The organism is Alphaproteobacteria bacterium (genome assembly GCA_023898745.1).
GTDB lineage: Bacteria > Pseudomonadota > Alphaproteobacteria.
In genome coordinates, this window is record CP060237.1 from 252258 (window position 1) to 270133 (window position 17876).

Here is a 17876-nt window from a genome sequence, read left to right on the forward strand (position 1 = left end):
ACTTATATGTATGTCTTTTTTTTATAGTACCAGAAAATTACAGAGTTTTTGCAAAATCATCGAGTTGTTGAGCGGTTGGTCTATCCTGTGGATGAAACTGCAACATGCGCGCTGTAAACTCCGCAATTCTTCTTGAGGTTGAACCAACAGCCAAGTTCTGAATTTGTGTACTCATATTGAAAGTTCTTCTTGCTTCCGTTGCCAATCCCATCCAGTCAGATTGTTTCATATCAGTTTTAAACGGAAACCCCAAAAATTGCATCGCATAGAACACAATTCCGAGTGAGTAAATATCAATTGCTGGACCATAAAGCTCTGCAGATAAAATTTCAGGCGGCAAATACGCTGGTGTTCCACATCGTCTTCTAAGATTGTGAAAACCTTCATTTTCGGCATTTGCAAATCCATAATCCGCTAAAAACACATCTTCACCCTTCATAAATATATTGTCTAGTTTTATATCCCTGTGAAGCACTTGGTTTGAATGCAAATAATTCAAAACAGATGCTAACTGTTTTATCCATCGCACCATTGTGGCCTCAGACAGCTGTTTTCGCTGCAACATATAATTATATAAATCAGAATCACATTTTGGCATAACAAGCAAACCTCTTAATCCATCAAAAATAAATTGACCTTTAAGGCTGTGAGAATGCTTCGCCATCTTTAAATGACTTATAATCTCTGGAATCCCCCCTGAAGTAACATAAAACAACTTCTCAATAGTATCCTTAGATGTATTTATATACAACGCTTCTTTTCCATCTCTTCCTTCTCTTAATACTTTATAATCACGGGATTTTAACAGACCATAAACAGAGGAATCAAGTTCAGAAAATAATCCTTCTATATCTTCTGTTGCATTTATATCAGTGCTAAATTTAGCACTAGGATTTACAAATGTTGATATAGAATAAGAAAAGTGAGAAAACAAATCGGCAGATGTAAATAAAAGCACAACTTTACCATCAATAGAACACGAACATGCAAAAGCTGAATGATGATCTTGATGCTCAACTCTAAAAAATGACTGAGCCGTAATTTCTATTTTTTGCTGACATGCCCCCTGCTTAAGCACAATAAAATCTTCTTCAAACTCTATTTTCACTGACTCTCCGTCTAATTGGCGCAAAGGCCCAGAGGTTTTCAGGAATATACCGCCTTTTCCTAAAAAACGCTTTTCACTGTTAAAACGATCATGAAGTGCTTTCTCCTCTTGATCACGCTGATTACTGATAGTTTTGTACCCTTGATGCAATCCAGCCCCTTCTCGTGGTTTAAGCATATCTAATAAATGACAAGCAGAAGTTATAAGATAACCTCTGTATAACGCCATATAGTTAAGCTCTTCCATATACTTAAGTTCTTGACGTGAGTGTTTCTCTAAAATTTCAACGCTCCCCAATACAAACTGATTGTAAAAAGTCCTTATATTCAACGTCTCTTCATCAACAATTTCTTGCATTCGATCTACATGATCCTTCTCAAGCTTCGAAATTTCAGTAGCATAATCAATCGCAGGAGCTCTAAGAGCTAATATACTTTCCGGATCAAAATGCAAATGTTGTTGGTTTTCGCCAACTAAGCTCAAGGCTTTAGATTCACACCTTTTATAATCAGGAGTATTTATTGCTTTCCCTCCCAACGCCGGCCTTCTTGGAGTTGTTGGAACGCTTGAAGCGTGAACAACTTCAGCTGCATACAAAAAATCAAAAAACATTAGTTCATTTTTAGAGTGAGTAGGTTTCTTTTTTAGGAAATGGTTTTTAAGGTTTCAAGAGTAAAAGGAAAAAAAATTTCCTTAAAATTAAGCGCGCTATTCTGTATACGAATTTTGAAGCGCCCCAAACAAATAGAATGTTATATAGAATCTAAAATAGATAACGCGTCAGGTATTTCCATTCTAGTTTCTGGATTCGGATCCAAGAGTTGACCGCACAACCGCCTCAACAATGGATGGTAAGTTCTTCTAGGCATATGATCATATACATTAAAAGTTTCTCTAGCATGTAATGCCGCCCAGGTATTTGGAATATTATCCTTATGCGGAAAATGAAAATGCATAAGAATAAACATTATGACACCAATCGTATAGTTATCCACTTGATAAGTAGTTGGACCATCTCTCAGCATATCAGGAGCTAAATAATATGGCGTACCACATTTTAAGGTCAAGCCTCTCATTCCTTCTTGTGGAGTTGTCGCAAATCCAAAATCTGCCACGACAACATTCTCTTCATCAATGCAATAAACATTCTCTAATTTACCATCTCTATGCACAATTCCTTGTTGATGCAAAAAATTATATCCTTGAAGGATTTGTTTCATGAAGCGGATAACCATTTCTTCACTTACAGCAATGTCTTTTTTAATATACTTTTCCTCAAGAAGTTGTTGGAGATCTTGCGGATACTTTGGCATTACAATTGCGCTTTTCAATCCATCTGTACAAAACTCACCGCTTGCGCAAAAAGAGCCTTGTCTAGCTGCCGCTATTGAATGGGCTGCAATCTCTTTTGCGTTAAATGCATTTGTATTAAACACCTTTATCACACAAGATCTGCCGTCTTTTTCTCCCAAGTACAATGCATCTTTTGAATTTTGCCCCTCATAAGTCGCCTCTCTCAAAACAGACGCTTTTAAGGTTTTAAGAAAAAAATTTATATCAGAAGTAGTATAAAATAAAGATCTTGATTGGCGCGGAGGGATAATGTCTGTACTAAATCCAACAGCTCTGTTTGCGTTGTGCACAGCCATACGAAACTGCGAAAACAAACTCTTAGATGTAAAAAACACCTCCTTCTGACCGATATACAGTGAACACACAAATGCAAAATTGTGATCTGTGTGCTTCACATCAAGAAACACTCTTCCTGTAAGATAGGTGATGAACTTTTGACCTTGTCTAGAGATCACAATACTTCCATTTTGAATATCTAACTTAATTGGAAGAAATCTCAACAATTGGCCTGGAGGAGATACTCTCTCAAATACGCCAGTTTTACCTAAAAACCTTCTTTCATCATCAGCGCGCCGCTTAAACTCTCTCATTGTGTTGTCACGCGCTAGACTTATACCATCAGACGTATATAATCTTTCTCTATCTTCTACTGTTAAAACAGAAGCTGAGTAGATATACAAAAAAGTTCTGAGAAAATTTCGATACACCGCAGCTAAGCTTTCATAAAACATAGAGTTTATAACATCAGCCTCAAATCTCCAATCTTCTAGAAGTTGCCTTTCACTTATAAAAAACCTAGAAAAATTTTGCATCTCGGTCATATACGAGTGAGAAATTATCCCGCGCTCCGTTTCTTGCTCTTCTAAAAGCATCTCAATACGCTCGCTCAAATCAAATTTAGGTGTTCCAAAGTCTAAAGCACAAGCTGCTGGGCAATCATTTTCAGGAGCTGGATCATGAAACAACCTGGTAGGTACTGTCCTGGAGGAAGTATTAGAGCGATAACGAGGCGTAGGAGTATTAATTCTTCGTTCTCCAAAAATCGCTCTTGTTGGTTGGCGCTTTACATCTGGTGTAGCTGTTTGCAAAAAAGCAAAAAACATCGATTCTATTTTAAAAGTGTGAGTAGGTTTTTGTTATAGGAAATGATTTTTAGGGTTTCAAGGGTAAAATTAAAAATTTTTTAAACTTTTTTTTCGCAGACTAAAAAAAACCCTCCGTCATCACGAGGGGCGCAGTCCCGTAGTGATCCATAATGGATAGTCACGCGGCATACGCCGCTCGCTATGACGCCCTTTCCACAAAAAAAGGAGCGTGCATGAAAATCTTCAAGCTCGAAAACTCTGACACTCTTGAATATAGGCACTACCCAGATGGTGAATCTTATATTCGCATCAAAACTCCTGTCAAAGATGAAGTCTGTGTCGTCTGGTGCGCGCTTCATCATCCAGATGCAAAAATCCCTCCTATATTATTCTTAAGTGAAACATTAAGAGATAATGGTGCAAAAAAAGTTATTCTTGTTGCGCCTTATTTATGCTACATGCGACAAGATAAAATATTTAACGAAGGTGAGTCATTTACAGCAAAACACTGCGGGAAACTCTTATCACAATATTTTGATTACATCATTACAGTTGATCCACATCTACACCGTATTAAAAATCTTAAGCAAGTATACAAAATTCCATCTACAGTCTTGCATGCCAAGGAAGCTATACAGACATATATAAAAGATTCTATCAAGGATCCTTTTTTAATTGGGCCAGATGAAGAAAGTGAGCAATGGATAAAAACTGTGGCTGATTTCTTAAACTGCCCCTATGCAATTGCAAAAAAGACACGTTATGGAGATCGCAATGTTGAGATTGAGCCATTTAATATCAATTTACATGGCAAACAAACTGTCGTGATTGATGATATCGCTTCAAGTGGCGCAACGCTTTTAGAGATTTATAAAAAATTACCTGCAGATGCAAAACCAATAGCCATCCTAACTCACGCCGTATTTAGTGAAGAGATATATCAGAAATTGAAAACAGTTTATGCACAGGTGATTACAACAAATACGATTGAACATAAAAGCAATAAGATTGATGTGAATCCTTTAATTATGCAGGAGTTGAAAATTCTCTCGTCATCCTGAGTCATAAACCCGTCATGGCGAGCACAGCGTGGCCATCCATCCGTCTTCGCAAATTTTGCCTTCAGCAAAATTTAGCTACGACGAGATTGGTCGAGTCGAAGCGTGTGAAGTGGATGCCTCGCCGAAGCTCTTTAGAGCGTAGGCGGACACCTCCATGGATCACCACACCTTGCTACGCAAGGCTCGTGATGACGTCTGCGCATATTTAATTCGTGAGGATGAATCAGCCCAGGATAACTATCCCCTTATCAATTCAAAGAAAAATTTTATTGTCCTAAAAAATAAGAATAATATCGATCCACCGATCAAAAAATACCCTAAAATATCTACCGCCAAAGGAAAAACTTCGGATGTAGTCTTTTTCACACTGCTAAGCGTTTTACCTGATACATCATTAGGATCAAGAATCTTTGCAATTTCTGTTGAAATTTCAAGCAATCCAACACCTAGAAGAAAAATGAGCCCAGCAACAATGACGGACAAAACATATTGGATGAATTCATCTAATAAAGAATGTTTGCAGCTCACTTGCTCTCCAGAGTCAGTACCTGCTCCAGCTGTCGATAAATCTACCACGGATCTAAACTAGATTTCATCTCTTACATATATCTTAACATGAAAAAATGGCAGGCGCTATAGGATTCGAACCTATGACCTACTGATTAAGAGTCAGCCGCTCTACCAACTGAGCTAAGCGCCCGAAAGAATCCTTTCGGATAGGTCCATTAAACCAAGTTGAGCGCAATTTTGCAATACCAAAATACATCTCTCAACAAAAACAAGTGGTCTTTTTAGACTCTTGCACTCTTTGGAACGTTTTTGTTAACTCCAGCAACTCCCCTATCTTTTGCTTTGCTGCATCTGTGATAGCGCCTTTTTGACTATCGCGCAACACCCCTTCAAACTCAACAATATCATCCCATTTAATACTCAATTTCTCTAAGAAAGTTTTATATGTTTGCGTATATTTATCTTGCTGAAATCTTAAAAGGTTAAGACGTGCAATCAATATTTTCAGCCTTTTTACACCCTCTGGCGTAAAATGCACAGCTAAAGCATCTATTTGCGATTCAGACACAACAGTAGATCGCAATAAAAAATCTTCAAAAAAAGATGCTTCGATTGGCATATTCAATTCTTCTAACAACTGCTTAATCCCCCTTAAACCATCCCTAAAATCCTTAAGATTTGGCATAAAGTCTAACCTCTCTAAAAGCTCACATACACGAGTTGCACCTTCTTCCTTCCCCTCAACTGCTAAAATCAGAGCTTTTGTTTTTAAATTTTGCACAAAATCCTTATAAAATTTTCTGAAGTCGGCTCGCGCACTAATAGCTTCAGTTGGAAACTCTTCCATCACAACACGTCTTGCTGTCCGGAGCGAATAAAGCATCGATGCAGGAGTTCGTTTAGAGTCTGGCTGCCCCATTGCCAACTCATCCTCTTTGTCTAATGCGTTATCGCTAGGAATACTATTAAATTTTTGAGGTTCACGAATATATGTACTCAAAACTCTCATAAATCCAAACACAGTCTTTTGTCTATTCAAAGACTCTAAAAAAGAAAAATAAATCCACCCCTCAACATTACTTAAAGCCAAATTTCTAGCATTATTCAGATTCTGACAAAATAACGCAAATTCATCTGACAAATTTCCCACTACTGGCAACAAACGAGCTTTTAGCCCTTCTATTCTGCCTCGAGATATCCCAATACTATTCAATAAAATGCGCTGTAAATTCTCATCTCTCAACTTATTTTCATTCAAAAATTTCCATATCTCTATTAATCTCTCTCTAAAAATCGGCCCGCCCGGACTATATCTTAAAATTTCAAATTGTTGCTCTAATTCCAAACGCTTTGATTCATTGCTCAATCTTTTCATCATATCAGCTTTAGCTGCAAAAAAACTGTCGAGATTCGACCCCAGAACACTCTGAGGAGAAAGTCTATTGGAAGGCTGTTCATAGAAAGCTGCTGCTTTTTGTTGTTGAAATGCTTTTTCGCGTTCTGATACTAATAAATACAACAGCTCCTCAACAAAAGTTTTATCTACCTTATCTGCTGCGACTTTACATAACTCCCCTTCCTGATCCAATTCCTTCATATAAGGAACTGTCGCAAACATATCAGGCTTACGAATGTAGGTGCTTAAAACACTCATAAACCCTGATAAGGTCTGTTGTTTATCAAGCATATATAAAAAGTGCGTATAACGATGGTGTGTTAAATCATCACCAACACCCATCCTTTCCACACTCAATGTTTGACACAAATCTTTGAATTTTCGAGACAATGCACTGCAAAGAAAACGATTTGCTAAACTTTCGATGGTTTGGGAAGATACCTCTAAAATCGCGGTTGTAGAAAAAGACAATAGCTCCTCTAAAGGTCTTAAGTTTAGACGACCTACCCCTGCTGACTGAGTCGAAATCCTGTCACGCATGGAGTATAAAATATCCACACCTTCTCTAAAGGAAACTTTTCCTAACTGACTTATTGATGCATCACCGTCACGCAAATATAATTTTAAGTCGCTCGAAATTTCTTGAAATTCATCACAATAAGCCCTGAATTTCTTTCTATCTTCACCGCTGCTAAACATATCTCCAGCAAAAAAAGTGTTAGGCATAGTCACGGTGCTTCTTCGTTGTTTGTTTCTTGCACTTGCAAAAGAGCCGTTCATGGGACTAAGACTTGGACTTAAGGCGGTAGGATCCAGTTTAAAAGGCTCCGGAGACCCTTGTATAGAACTTGTTTGCTGGCGCACTGGAGGAGAAGTCACTACATCCTCATCCTCAGTATCATTATCATTGTCCATCCATACCCCAAAAATAGCGCTCTCTCCTTCTATATACCTAAAATCACCTAAGTCTACAGTATCGGAGGGAGTGCTCTTATAGCTATCAGATGGACTAGCAGCAAATAATATAGAGAACAGCATAAATATAATACCTCTCTGTTCACCTATTTATTTCGCAAAAAACTGTTATAAAAGTTAACAAATGGTTAACATGGATTGCCACGCGTTCTAACGAACGCTCGCAATGACGCACTGCCCATCATCATGAGAAGCGGAGTGATGTGGTGATCTAGGGTATACATCACACCATCTTCACCTTTTTTCAAAAAACCCAGACCCCATCACAACACCATCCACACGATACTGCTGCACTATCTTTATTGTCTCTTCATTAACACCACCATCAACCCATACCTCAAGACATGGATTGACATCTTTTAGTATTGTAATTTTATTTAACATATCCATTAACATATTCTGCCCAGAAAAACCGGCCTTAACTGTCATCAATAAAATAGATTTTATATCTTTTATATAAGGCAAAACATCACTAACATTTGTTTCAACATTTATCGAAACATATTCTGCATGTTTTAGTTTTTCAAAAGGCACGTATAGTTTTCTATGTGGAATGTTTTTATAGACGTTATACATTGCATCAAAACAATCAATCATAAGATGCATATCAATAGGAATATTTGTGTTTTCAGCAATATCTCTAACTAAATCAGGGCCAAAAGCGATATTTGGCACAAAATGCCCATCCATGACATCTATATGCAATGAATCCACATCTTGTGCAGCTTCTATTTTATGTAATACATCTTTGAGATTAATCCACGAGGGAGTTGCAAGAAGTGAAATGCTTTTTTTCATAACTTTGTCCTTTCGTCACCACGAAGAGCTGAGCTGCGTGGTGATCCATATGGATGGCCACGCTACGCTCACCATGACAACATGTCGCCCTTTATTTATCTATGTCTCATATTAAAAGTTAACAAATAGTAAAAATGTATTAATAAACTATTAATAAAGTAAAATAATTTAAATATATAATATTTTTTAAATAACAAGATGTTCTTTAAAAAATATTTTAATTAACATTTTAATTAGAGGGAGGCAGAAAAAAACATTTTTCGCCACAGTCCCGAACATCAGTCACCAAGTTTACGAAAGGATAAAGACCCATGTCAGTTTACATCGGAAATATCGCATACACAGCAACATACGCAGATTTAGAAGCATTATTTGGACAATATGGGGCTGTAGCAAAAGTTACCATCCCTCAAGATCACGAGAGAAATCGCATTAAAGGGTATGCGTTTATAGAATTCGAAGATAGTGCCGATGAAGACAAAGCAATTGAAGCGCTTAATAAAGCGCAACACATGGGTCGCTCCCTAAAAGTGGAAAAAGCGATTGATAAATCTGCGAAGGTGTTTGGATAAGCGGAAGCGCGTCATCACGAGCCTTGCGTAGCAAGGCGTGGTGATCCAGAAAAACATGGATGGCCACACCGCCTTCGCTAAAGCTACGGCGCGCTCGCCATGACGGTCGTTGTCCTTATATTTTTCTATCAATTTCTCTAGAAGAAAAGCTTGCATGGTTAAGCGTTTAAGACTTTTTTGGATTTTAGAAAATTCGTGGGGATGCGTCAGATCACGAGGAGCTCACGGAATATCGTCATCACGAGGAGCGCAGCGACGTGGTGATCCATGGAGAGATAGTCCGCCTATGCTCTTTGAGCTTCGGCGAGACATCCGCTACGCTCGCAATGACGCATTTCCGCGCGGGTTATACGCCAACCAAAATTCCTGGCATGATCTCGTCATACAACGCGAAAACTTCTATAATATCTGCTATTGGTTTTTGCGTCAGTGTAGCGTTTTTGTGACAAAGATCAAGAGCTTTCGTTTCAAAAATGCGTGACATGATACGCTTTGCAAAATTTTCATTTTTCTTCAAAAATTCTACGGCTTGCTCAAAAGGCACGCCATAATTTTGTGCATACTCTATCAATGCTTTACGCATATCCATTTCTGTAACTTGAAGATCCTTCGCATATGCATCTCTCATTTTCATGAAAATTTCATGCGCCTTGATGCGACGCTTTGCTAAACGCTCAAATTCAGCTTCGTTTTCTTTTGGTGTTCTGATGATATCTTCCTGCAGAATGATTCCATTCTCTTTAGCTTTCTTTTGCTCTTCTTCAAAGCTTTTTTTGATATCTTGAATTGCATTTTCTACCAATCGAGCAGACATGCCAAAGTCATATGTATCATCAATGGCATCTAACGTTCTTCTTCTATGAATGATATCTAAATAATCCGTAACGAGTTGTCCGCCAAATTCTTGTGTCAATTGCAACTTCAATTGATCCAAGTCTTTTAGGTCAGGATTTTTTTCTTGAAGTTTTTTCAACAATCCACTCTCATTGAGCTTTCCAAGAGTATAAATTTTCACAACCTTGATAGAAACCTTATGTTTCTTACCAGCTAAGAATTTAGATGGTTGTGTTTTTGGAAAGGTAATCTCAAATGTTTTTTCTTCATTGAGTTTCATGCCCTCAAGCTGCTTTATGAAATCTTTCCCTAAGAAAGACTCATCCCCCATGTATACATCTAACTTTCTGTTGGAAAACGCTTCCATTTTTAATTTGTCATCGTGATATACATCAATATGAATCACAACAAAATGATCTTTCCCAACTGGCTTGTCTTTCACTTCTTTATCGAACTCTACGCGCTCAGTTAGTAGAATGCGATTTAATACTTGATCTTGCAGTTTTTTGCTTTCAACATCAACGTAATAGTTGTTGAGCTTAAGATCTTTCAATTCTTTCAATTTAAAATCAGACACTGTGTCGTAAGTCACATTAAAATCCAAAACATTATCTTTTTCTGGATTGAATCTTACGTCCACATCTTTTTTATCAATTTTATGTTTTTTTGCAATATCATCTAAGCTTTCTTCTAAAAGCTCAACGCGCACTTGACGCTCAAACTTGTGGCCTTGTTGTCTTTTAACGAGTTCTAAAGGGGCTTTTCCTTTTCTGAATCCATCGATAATGATGTTTGCACTTTCTTTTTGTATAACCGCTTCAAACTTCTTATCAAAGTCTGCTTTAGAAATTTGCACATGGAACTCTTTGGATAACTCTTCGTCTCTAACAACACTTAGTTTCATTTTTGTGGCCTTTCTGTTTTTATGGATAGTCCGCCTTCGCGCTTACGCTTCGGCGAGACATCCACTTCGCACACTCCGACTCGATCGATCTCGTCGTAGCTATCCGCCATAGCCCTTTGGGCGACGGCGGAAGCGAAGAAGGATGGTGCGGATAGAGGGACTCGAACCCCCACAGCTCTCGCCACAAGAACCTAAATCTTGCGTGTCTACCAATTTCACCACATCCGCATACGGTCATTATAGTGAATTTTCATTAGAAAGAGAAGATGCAAACACATTCTTATTTGACTTGTTTTAAGATTATTTTTTCCTAAAACCATAATTACCACACACCAAATGGTAAATTATGGTTTTTATCAAAGCAAATTCATGTGATGATTTTTCTCAGGTGACGGTTTTAACAGGCCTATGTGTAAAACTGCGTGAAGAAATAGAAGTGTTTGAGCATGTGTCTGAAGATTTAAAGAGTTGTTTGGATGTGTTACAAAAAGATGGTTTGAAGGAATTAGAAAAGGCATCTCATTTTGTTGAAAGAGCGGCAGCCTGGCAAAATCCCGAAGGGGCTGTGGCGGATTCGTGATGACGATATGCTGGACTCGTCATTGCGAGCATTCTTGAGAATGCGTCGCAATCCACAAACACTGCCATATAACAGTTTACTCTCCCTTGAATATCTTTTAATTCTTCCGTAACATGCGGTAGAACTTTCAAAACCTTGAAATATGTTTTTACTTTTTATCAATGCTTCCAGTTGGAACTGGCTTGTGCCACAATTTGTGTCAAACTGGTTAACCCCTACTCAACAACAGCAACAAGTCGCTATAGGACCTGGAATGACGGGCACAACACCAGTCCAAATTTCTGCTAGCACGGCAGCAAGTGCCCCCACCCAACAGCAAGCGGAAATTAACAAATTAAAAACCTTGCTAGACGCTAAAACACAAGAGGCTGAGACAGCAAGAAAAGAGAATCTCCAACTTGCCGAGCAATTAGGTGCAGCGAGAGCGATAGGAAGCAGCGCAGAAACTCACTTAGCCGCACTGCAAGCTGCAAATCAACAAATTGGCACCTTGAACACAATAAATGATGGAATTCTTAATGCATTAGAAGCTATGGCCGCTGGAAAAGAAAGCGCAGAGATGGTTTCAGGTCGTATTCGCGCATTAAGTCAATCTTTAAGCGCCGAAAAACTTAGCAAACTGGAGTTGCTAGATGACACTTTAAAACAATACAAGGCAAAAGCAAGCGCATTAGAATCTCAAATCGAAAAAGACAAAGCCAATGAAGAAACTTTACGAGAAGAGTTAAGACAGCAAAACTTACAAATTCGTGAAATCGAACAACAAAAAGAGCGTGTATCAACAGAAGCAAAACGCTATGAAATACGCTTACAAAATGTTCAAAAAGCATTAGATCGTCGAACATTTTATCATGAAGTTTTTGAGCCAAAATTAAATAAAGACCTCACAATTCAAGAGCTGGTTCACATGATTCAATCATGGTTTTCAGAACGAATGAAAAGAGAGGGTTCGGATAAAGTGACACAAGACTTTCCAATCGACACAACAACACCGCCTAACGCATTTCTTAAAATGTTAGAAGAACATACAACGAGAGATCGCTTATGCACCAATCTATCACCTAACGTCTTTACTTTTCTCACCAATAGTTTTCAAGTTGTTCAAATGACGCGATTCTTAGATATGGTAGTAGCTAAAGCTATAGGAGACTTTCTTAATCCTTCTCAAACATATGAATTAGAAATCAAAACATTTGATGCGCGATTAAAAGAGGTTCAAGCAGGGACGCAAATTATAGTTCCAGCAACTCACGGTTTTTACCCTTGCGGACATTCAGCAAGTAAGTGGTGATCTTAACTACCACTCTCCGTCAAATTCTCAAAGTTAACAACTCATATCTCAAATTTGCCTTTTGTGACGCTGCCTTTATGCAATCACTGCCAACTTATTGAGCTTGCTTTTGCGTTTAATATATAAAACCCACATAGTGCCTTTTGTTAACTTAATGTAAAGATTTTCTTAACCATTATTATTAGAACGCACCAAAAATAAAATATGATGTTCATGTACTTTTTGTATACTTCAGCTTCAGATCCCTTAAAAAGCAATCTTAGCGAAACGCTTTGGCGCAGCTCAAACAATGTGGAATCGATTAACACTAACGAGGAAATGACTGACCCCTTTGCAGTAACACCTCAAGGGTTGGATATTATAGAGGACATACTAAACAACTCTAAAACCGGTGCTTCAACTAAAAAAACCAAGTCTATTTGCCATCTTCCAAATTCTCAAACTTCGTAATTCTTCCATCAAACCCAAGTTTCACACTTCCTACAGGACCATGACGTTGCTTTGCTACAATCAGCTCAGCTTTCTTGTGCAACTTGGCCATTTTATCTTTCCACTCAATATGCTTTGGGTCATTTTCATCTGCCGTTGGCATTTTGCGCGCTTCATAATATTCTGGACGGTATACAAACATTACAACGTCGGCATCTTGTTCGATGGTTCCAGATTCACGAAGGTCAGCCAATTGCGGGCGCTTATCTTCTCTTTGCTCAACCGCACGAGACAACTGGGATAGCGCTAAAATTGGAACATCCAATTCTTTAGCCAGGTTTTTCAACAACCTTGTAATCTCGGAAATTTCTTGCACACGGCTATCATTGCTTTTTCTTTGGGCTGATAGCAATTGCAAATAGTCGATCACAATCATACCAATACCATGCTGACGCTTTAATCTACGCGCTCTGTTACGCAAAGCCATAATAGATAAACCAGGTGTATCATCAATATACAAAGGTAAGTTTTGTAAATCGAAACTTGTTTTGGTGATGGTTTTGAAATCATGCTCATGAATTTCACCACGACGCATTTTATCAGATGGAATGTGTGCTTCAGCTGATAAAATACGAAGCGCCAATTGTTCGGATGACATTTCCAGTGAGAAGAATGCCACAGGCGCACCCGTCTCCTTGAATCGTTTCGCTGAATTAAATGCAATGTTCGTTGCTAAAGCGGTTTTACCCATGGACGGACGTCCCGCTAAAATCAACAAGTCAGATTTATGAAATCCACCAAGCATATGATCCAAATCTTTAAAACCTGTGCCTACACCCACGATTTTATCTGGGCTTTTAAATGCATGTTCTGTACTTTCTACAGCTGCATTCAAAGCCTGTTTAAAAGAAATAATGCTGTTCGTTTTATGCGTCGCAAGATGGAATAATTTCTGCTCAGATTCTTCAATAATATCTTGAGAAGTTGTGTCTAGTTTAAAATCACGAGAATCGTTGACGATATGCTCACCAATATCAATCAATTCACGTCTTAAATAAAGATCATAAATCGTGCGCGCATAATCTTCCACATTGATGACAGAAATCACATTGTTGGCTAAGGAGAATAAATATTCTTGACACTCTTTATCTCCAAAATAGTTTTGCAATGTCGTTGGATCAGCAATTTTATTGCGATCTGCAAAATGCATAATTGCTGCATAAATTTCCCCGTGAAACGCATCAGCAAAATGCTCTGGTGCTAGAAATTCAATGATACTTTCCAAGCTTTTATTGTTAATCAAAAGCGCAGCTAGTAATGCTTGCTCAGCTTGCAAGTTTTGAGGCGCAACAAATGCATGCTCTTGAGAGCTATGATTCTCTTGTTTCAATTCTTTCACTTGCGCCATTTTTTATAAAAACTTGCTAACAACTTCCATAATAGGCGCAATTTTTGAATAAATCCATCCTTGAATTTTGGTTAAATTTTTTGTATACATAAGTCATATAGCGACGCACCGTCATCCTGAGCGCAGCGAAGGACCTTCCTGAGACAAACTTGGGAAGATCCTTCGTTCAACGCTCACTCAGGATGACGACAGAGAAAGAACCATGTTTTTTTTATTTTCCAAAGCCGCACCTGAAACAACAGGTCCACTCAAAATCAAAGCACCTCATGTCCTGATTATAGATTACCAAAGCCAAGATGTTATTGTAGAACGTGATGCAGATGCAAAAACTTATCCAGCGTCTATGACAAAAATCATGACAGCGCTAGTCATATTTGAGGCATTGAAAAATAAACAAATTACATTGGAAACAATGCTCACCGTTCCAAAAGCCGCATATCGCGCACCAGGAACGTCTATGTTTTTAAAATTAGGACAAAAAGTATCTGTATTTGATTTGCTAAAAGGATTAATTTGCGTATCTGGAAATGATGCTGCGAAAACTTTGGCTATTGCCCTTGCTGGATCAGAAGAAAATTTTGCTGAACTCATGAATGATATGGCAGTGCGTATTGGCGCAGCAAACACGCATTTCACAAACGCCTCGGGCCTGTTTCATAAAGAGCATTACACAACTGCACGAGATTTAATCAAAATAACTCATTATTTAATTACAAATTTCCCAGAATATTATTATTTATTTAAACAAAAAACATTTAATTTTAATGGTGTGCTTCAAACAAGTAAAAATAGCCTGCTAAAAAATGATTGGTTTGACGGCGTAAAGCCAGGATTTGATGACTCTTATGGCACTGTTGTGAGTATGGTAAATCCTGAAACCAAACGACGTATTCTTGTCTTTGCAAATGGATATCATTCTGAGCGCGATCGCGAATGGGATGTTGAACGGATGGCACGTTTTGCAATGTATCAAACAAAAGCTTATTGTTTCTTAGAAGAAGGCGCAACAGCGCATAAAATACCTGTTTTATTTGGTGATAAACGGTCTGTTGATTTGGGAGCAAAAACGCCTGTGTGCGTAACATTGGGCATGAATTCTGAAGAGCCGACGTGCAATATCACAATAGCGAAAAAATATCTTAAAGGACCTGTGGATAAAGGCACGCCTGTAGGAATTGCGACGATTAAAACGTCTAATGGTGAGAAGACTTACACACTTTATACAAAAGAAGATGTGAAAAAAGGGTCGTGGGCACGATATGCTGTGGATTATGTGAAGGCATTGTTTTATTGATGGTGCATAGGTCGTCATCACAAGGAGTGTAACGACGTGGTGATTCATAGATGCGATGCTCCGCTCGCAATGACGATGTGCTAGGCAATTATATGTAGCACAGTGCAACAGCCAACGCATCTGAAGAATCTTGCGTAATCGGCTCTTGAGGCGAAAGTAGCAATTCCACCATTTTCATTATTTGCTCTTTATCTGCATGCCCGCTACCTGTCACAGTTTTTTTGATATAATTCGGACGATATTCAAAAAATGGCATGTTGAAAACAGAGGCTAGCATGATTAAAACACCGCGTGCCATGCCTAGCTTGAGAGTGGATTGTGGGTTGTTGTTCATAAAAATTTCTTCAATGCATAAAATATGCGGTTTATGTTCCTCAATAACAGCACTCATTTGTTGATGCAAACTTGTAAGGCGTATTGGCAAAGGATCTTTGATTTTGGTTTTTAACACACCATGCGCAATCCAACGGGATTGATTATTTTTCTTTTCAATAACCCCAAAGCCTGTTTTTACAAGACCTGGATCTATGCCGAGAACGCGGATGGTTTCTGTTGTCATAAATAAACCTTCGGTTGAACAAACGTCATCACGAGGAGCGCAGCGACGTGGTGATCCATTATGGATGGCCACGCTTCGCTCGCCATGACGGACCCCCTGCACATAAAATCTGGCGCGCCTGAGAAGACTCGAACTCCTGACCCACAGCTTAGAAGGCTGTTGCTCTATCCTGCTGAGCTACAGGCGCTTATAAGTATTTTAGGGTGTTTTGGTTGTCTAGACAAGCCCGAGAGTGATAATATGGTGAAGATATAAATTACGTCATCTTGAGGTTTTTGCACTCCGCCATGGCGAGACCTGGAAGGTCGTGGCTATCCATAATGGATCACCACGTCGCTTCACTTCTCGTGATGACGACTTAGATGACAACGCACAGGATTTCATGGTTCTCGTTCTTGTTTTTTTTCTTTTATTGCTCGCAGCACTTTTGGCATCATGCGAAACATCTTTAAATGTAGCATCAAAATCTAAAATTCATAAACTCGTTAAAGAAGGTAATAAATCTGCAGTTGTTGTAAAAGAATTGCAAGATAACGCTGGGGAAGTTATCAGCGCTATATTGACAAGCGTCTCTATCGCAACAATGCTTATTCCATTTTTAACTGCTATTTGGGCGGTGGCGCATTTTGGTGATTTAGGGCAAGCCATTGTGGGGGTTGTTGTATCCATTGTGTTCCTGATTTATGGAGAAACTGTGCCAAAAATGATTGCATTAAGCAGTCCAGAAACTGTATTGTTAAAATCAGCAAGATTTCTACGATTGTTAACACGCATATGCAAAATCCCCAACATTCTTATGCGTTTTATTGCAGATGCAACCTTGAAAATGCTGCGCGTTAAACATTCTGACTCGCTAGATCCGTATGAAGAAATTCGTACTTATATTGACTTACAAATGCAGCAAATTTCTGAAGAAAAAAGCATGCTTAACAGCATCTTAGATTTATCTAAAGTTGAAGTCCAAGATATTATGACATTTCGTAAAAACGTGCAGATGTTAAATGCTGACGACACACTTGAAAATATTATTAATACAATCAAAACGACACCTTACACCCGTTTACCTATCTGGAAAGAACAGCCTGATAATATTGTTGGTGTTGTGCATGCAAAAGCATTTTTGGAATTCTTTATCAAAAAAGGCAAATCGGCCAAAAATTTCGATGTATTAGAATTAGCAAAAGCTCCATGGTTCGTTCCTGAAACCACAAATCTCTTGGATCAATTGAAAGCGTTTCGCACAAAAAATGCACACTTTGCTGTAATCGTAGATGAGTTTGGTGTATTCCAAGGTATTGTGACATTGGAAGATTTGATTGAGGAAATCGTGGGAGAAATCCACGATGAGTATGATATCAAATTAGGTCATGTTATGGTGCGCAAAGATGGTTCTATTTTACTACCTGGTGATTTCACTATTCGCGATTTAAATCGTCAGTTTAACTTTGAGCTTGAGGACACCGAAGCAACTATTGCTGGTTTGTTGTTGCATGTTGCGCAAAAAATTCCTGAAGTTGGGCGTGTATATGATGTGCAAGGTGTGCGATTTGAAGTTATGAAACGAAATAAGAATTATATTAGCTTAGTGAAGGTGTCTTCGCAGTAGTCGCAGCGCCACCACCGTTATGGCGAGCGAAGCGTGGCCATCCATCGATCACCACGGGACTTCGTCCCTCGTGATGACGAAATTTATACACTCCTCATGATCTAAATGACGGT

General features: G+C 38.5%; 15 protein-coding genes and 3 tRNA genes. 7 read left to right on the forward strand and 11 right to left on the reverse strand.

The features are described from left to right. Positions 1-37: 37 nt before the first annotated feature. Together H6850_01300 and H6850_01305 are read right to left on the reverse strand one after the other, a co-directional pair. The gene (locus tag H6850_01300; GenBank protein ID USO02609.1) at positions 38-1720 is read right to left on the reverse strand and encodes a serine/threonine-protein kinase; all 1683 of its coding nucleotides are present in this window, start codon (positions 1718-1720) and stop codon (positions 38-40) included. Positions 1721-1860: 140 nt separating this feature from the next. Beyond that, positions 1861-3564 (reverse strand): protein kinase, encoded by a 1704-nt coding sequence (locus H6850_01305; GenBank protein ID USO02610.1) that lies wholly within the window; start codon positions 3562-3564, stop codon positions 1861-1863. Between the two features lie 215 nt (positions 3565-3779). Here H6850_01305 and H6850_01310 point away from each other — a divergent pair, with 215 nt between their 5' ends. Continuing rightward, positions 3780-4607 (forward strand): ribose-phosphate diphosphokinase, encoded by an 828-nt coding sequence (locus H6850_01310; protein ID USO02611.1) that lies wholly within the window; start codon positions 3780-3782, stop codon positions 4605-4607. A gap of 237 nt (positions 4608-4844) precedes the next feature. On the opposite strand, the gene H6850_01315 is transcribed toward H6850_01310, so the two are convergent. The 4 genes from H6850_01315 to H6850_01330 form a co-directional block, all read right to left on the reverse strand. Continuing rightward, a complete protein-coding gene (locus H6850_01315; protein ID USO02612.1) occupies positions 4845-5183 on the reverse strand; it encodes a hypothetical protein in 339 nt (112 codons plus the stop codon). A 48-nt stretch (positions 5184-5231) separates the two neighbouring features. Further along, a tRNA-Lys gene (locus H6850_01320) sits at positions 5232-5307 on the reverse strand. 69 nt (positions 5308-5376) lie between these two features. Then, positions 5377-7551, reverse strand: a complete 2175-nt coding sequence (locus H6850_01325; GenBank protein USO02613.1) for a hypothetical protein — start codon at positions 7549-7551, stop codon at positions 5377-5379. Positions 7552-7722: 171 nt separating this feature from the next. Next, positions 7723-8286, reverse strand: a complete 564-nt coding sequence (locus tag H6850_01330; GenBank protein ID USO02614.1) for a hypothetical protein — start codon at positions 8284-8286, stop codon at positions 7723-7725. Positions 8287-8597: 311 nt separating this feature from the next. Here H6850_01330 and H6850_01335 point away from each other — a divergent pair, with 311 nt between their 5' ends. Beyond that, a complete protein-coding gene (locus H6850_01335; protein ID USO02615.1) occupies positions 8598-8858 on the forward strand; it encodes an RNA-binding protein in 261 nt (86 codons plus the stop codon). A 346-nt stretch (positions 8859-9204) separates the two neighbouring features. Here the strand turns inward: H6850_01335 and H6850_01340 are convergent, their stop codons facing one another. Then, positions 9205-10596, reverse strand: a complete 1392-nt coding sequence (locus H6850_01340) for a hypothetical protein (GenBank protein USO02616.1) — start codon at positions 10594-10596, stop codon at positions 9205-9207. Between the two features lie 143 nt (positions 10597-10739). After that, a tRNA-Leu gene (locus H6850_01345) sits at positions 10740-10824 on the reverse strand. Positions 10825-10942: 118 nt separating this feature from the next. Between H6850_01345 and H6850_01350 the strand changes: the two genes are divergently transcribed. The 3 genes from H6850_01350 to H6850_01360 all read left to right on the forward strand — a co-directional run bounded on the left by H6850_01350 (position 10943) and on the right by H6850_01360 (position 12917). Next, positions 10943-11176, forward strand: coding sequence for a hypothetical protein (locus H6850_01350; GenBank protein ID USO02617.1), 234 nt, complete (start codon positions 10943-10945; stop codon positions 11174-11176). 142 nt (positions 11177-11318) lie between these two features. Continuing rightward, positions 11319-12467, forward strand: a complete 1149-nt coding sequence (locus H6850_01355; protein USO02618.1) for a hypothetical protein — start codon at positions 11319-11321, stop codon at positions 12465-12467. 213 nt (positions 12468-12680) lie between these two features. Continuing rightward, positions 12681-12917: a hypothetical protein gene (locus H6850_01360; GenBank protein USO02619.1), complete on the forward strand. Its 237-nt coding sequence runs from the start codon at positions 12681-12683 to the stop codon at positions 12915-12917. Here the strand turns inward: H6850_01360 and H6850_01365 are convergent. After that, positions 12883-14304: a replicative DNA helicase gene (locus tag H6850_01365; protein ID USO02620.1), complete on the reverse strand. Its 1422-nt coding sequence runs from the start codon at positions 14302-14304 to the stop codon at positions 12883-12885. The two genes, H6850_01360 and H6850_01365, sit on opposite strands and share 35 nt — an antisense overlap. A 202-nt stretch (positions 14305-14506) precedes the next feature. Here H6850_01365 and H6850_01370 point away from each other — a divergent pair, with 202 nt between their 5' ends. Continuing rightward, on the forward strand, positions 14507-15598 hold the full coding sequence (locus H6850_01370) for a D-alanyl-D-alanine carboxypeptidase (GenBank protein USO02621.1): 1092 nt from the start codon (positions 14507-14509) through the stop codon (positions 15596-15598). An 88-nt stretch (positions 15599-15686) separates the two neighbouring features. Here H6850_01370 and ruvC read toward each other — a convergent pair whose 3' ends face one another. Continuing rightward, positions 15687-16157: a crossover junction endodeoxyribonuclease RuvC gene (gene ruvC, locus H6850_01375; protein ID USO02622.1), complete on the reverse strand. Its 471-nt coding sequence runs from the start codon at positions 16155-16157 to the stop codon at positions 15687-15689. Positions 16158-16267: 110 nt separating this feature from the next. After that, positions 16268-16344, reverse strand: a tRNA-Arg gene (locus H6850_01380). Positions 16345-16539: 195 nt separating this feature from the next. Here H6850_01380 and H6850_01385 point away from each other — a divergent pair. Continuing rightward, positions 16540-17763: a DUF21 domain-containing protein gene (locus H6850_01385; protein USO02623.1), complete on the forward strand. Its 1224-nt coding sequence runs from the start codon at positions 16540-16542 to the stop codon at positions 17761-17763. The last annotated feature ends 113 nt before the right edge of the window (positions 17764-17876 follow it).

Excerpts from the sequence above, each read along its gene's own strand:
- H6850_01300 (USO02609.1), bottom strand. The coding sequence starts at position 1,720 with ATGTTTTTTGATTTTTTGTATGCAGCTGAAGTTGTTCACGCTTCAAGC.
- H6850_01305 (USO02610.1), bottom strand. The coding sequence starts at position 3,564 with ATGTTTTTTGCTTTTTTGCAAACAGCTACACCAGATGTAAAGCGCCAA.
- H6850_01310 (USO02611.1), top strand. The coding sequence starts at position 3,780 with ATGAAAATCTTCAAGCTCGAAAACTCTGACACTCTTGAATATAGGCAC.
- H6850_01325 (USO02613.1), bottom strand. The coding sequence starts at position 7,551 with ATGCTGTTCTCTATATTATTTGCTGCTAGTCCATCTGATAGCTATAAG.
- H6850_01330 (USO02614.1), bottom strand. The coding sequence starts at position 8,286 with ATGAAAAAAAGCATTTCACTTCTTGCAACTCCCTCGTGGATTAATCTC.
- H6850_01335 (USO02615.1), top strand. The coding sequence starts at position 8,598 with ATGTCAGTTTACATCGGAAATATCGCATACACAGCAACATACGCAGAT.
- H6850_01340 (USO02616.1), bottom strand. The coding sequence starts at position 10,596 with ATGAAACTAAGTGTTGTTAGAGACGAAGAGTTATCCAAAGAGTTCCAT.
- H6850_01350 (USO02617.1), top strand. The coding sequence starts at position 10,943 with ATGGTTTTTATCAAAGCAAATTCATGTGATGATTTTTCTCAGGTGACG.
- H6850_01355 (USO02618.1), top strand. The coding sequence starts at position 11,319 with ATGTTTTTACTTTTTATCAATGCTTCCAGTTGGAACTGGCTTGTGCCA.
- H6850_01360 (USO02619.1), top strand. The coding sequence starts at position 12,681 with ATGTACTTTTTGTATACTTCAGCTTCAGATCCCTTAAAAAGCAATCTT.
- H6850_01365 (USO02620.1), bottom strand. The coding sequence starts at position 14,304 with ATGGCGCAAGTGAAAGAATTGAAACAAGAGAATCATAGCTCTCAAGAG.
- H6850_01370 (USO02621.1), top strand. The coding sequence starts at position 14,507 with ATGTTTTTTTTATTTTCCAAAGCCGCACCTGAAACAACAGGTCCACTC.
- ruvC (USO02622.1), bottom strand. The coding sequence starts at position 16,157 with ATGACAACAGAAACCATCCGCGTTCTCGGCATAGATCCAGGTCTTGTA.
- H6850_01385 (USO02623.1), top strand. The coding sequence starts at position 16,540 with ATGGTTCTCGTTCTTGTTTTTTTTCTTTTATTGCTCGCAGCACTTTTG.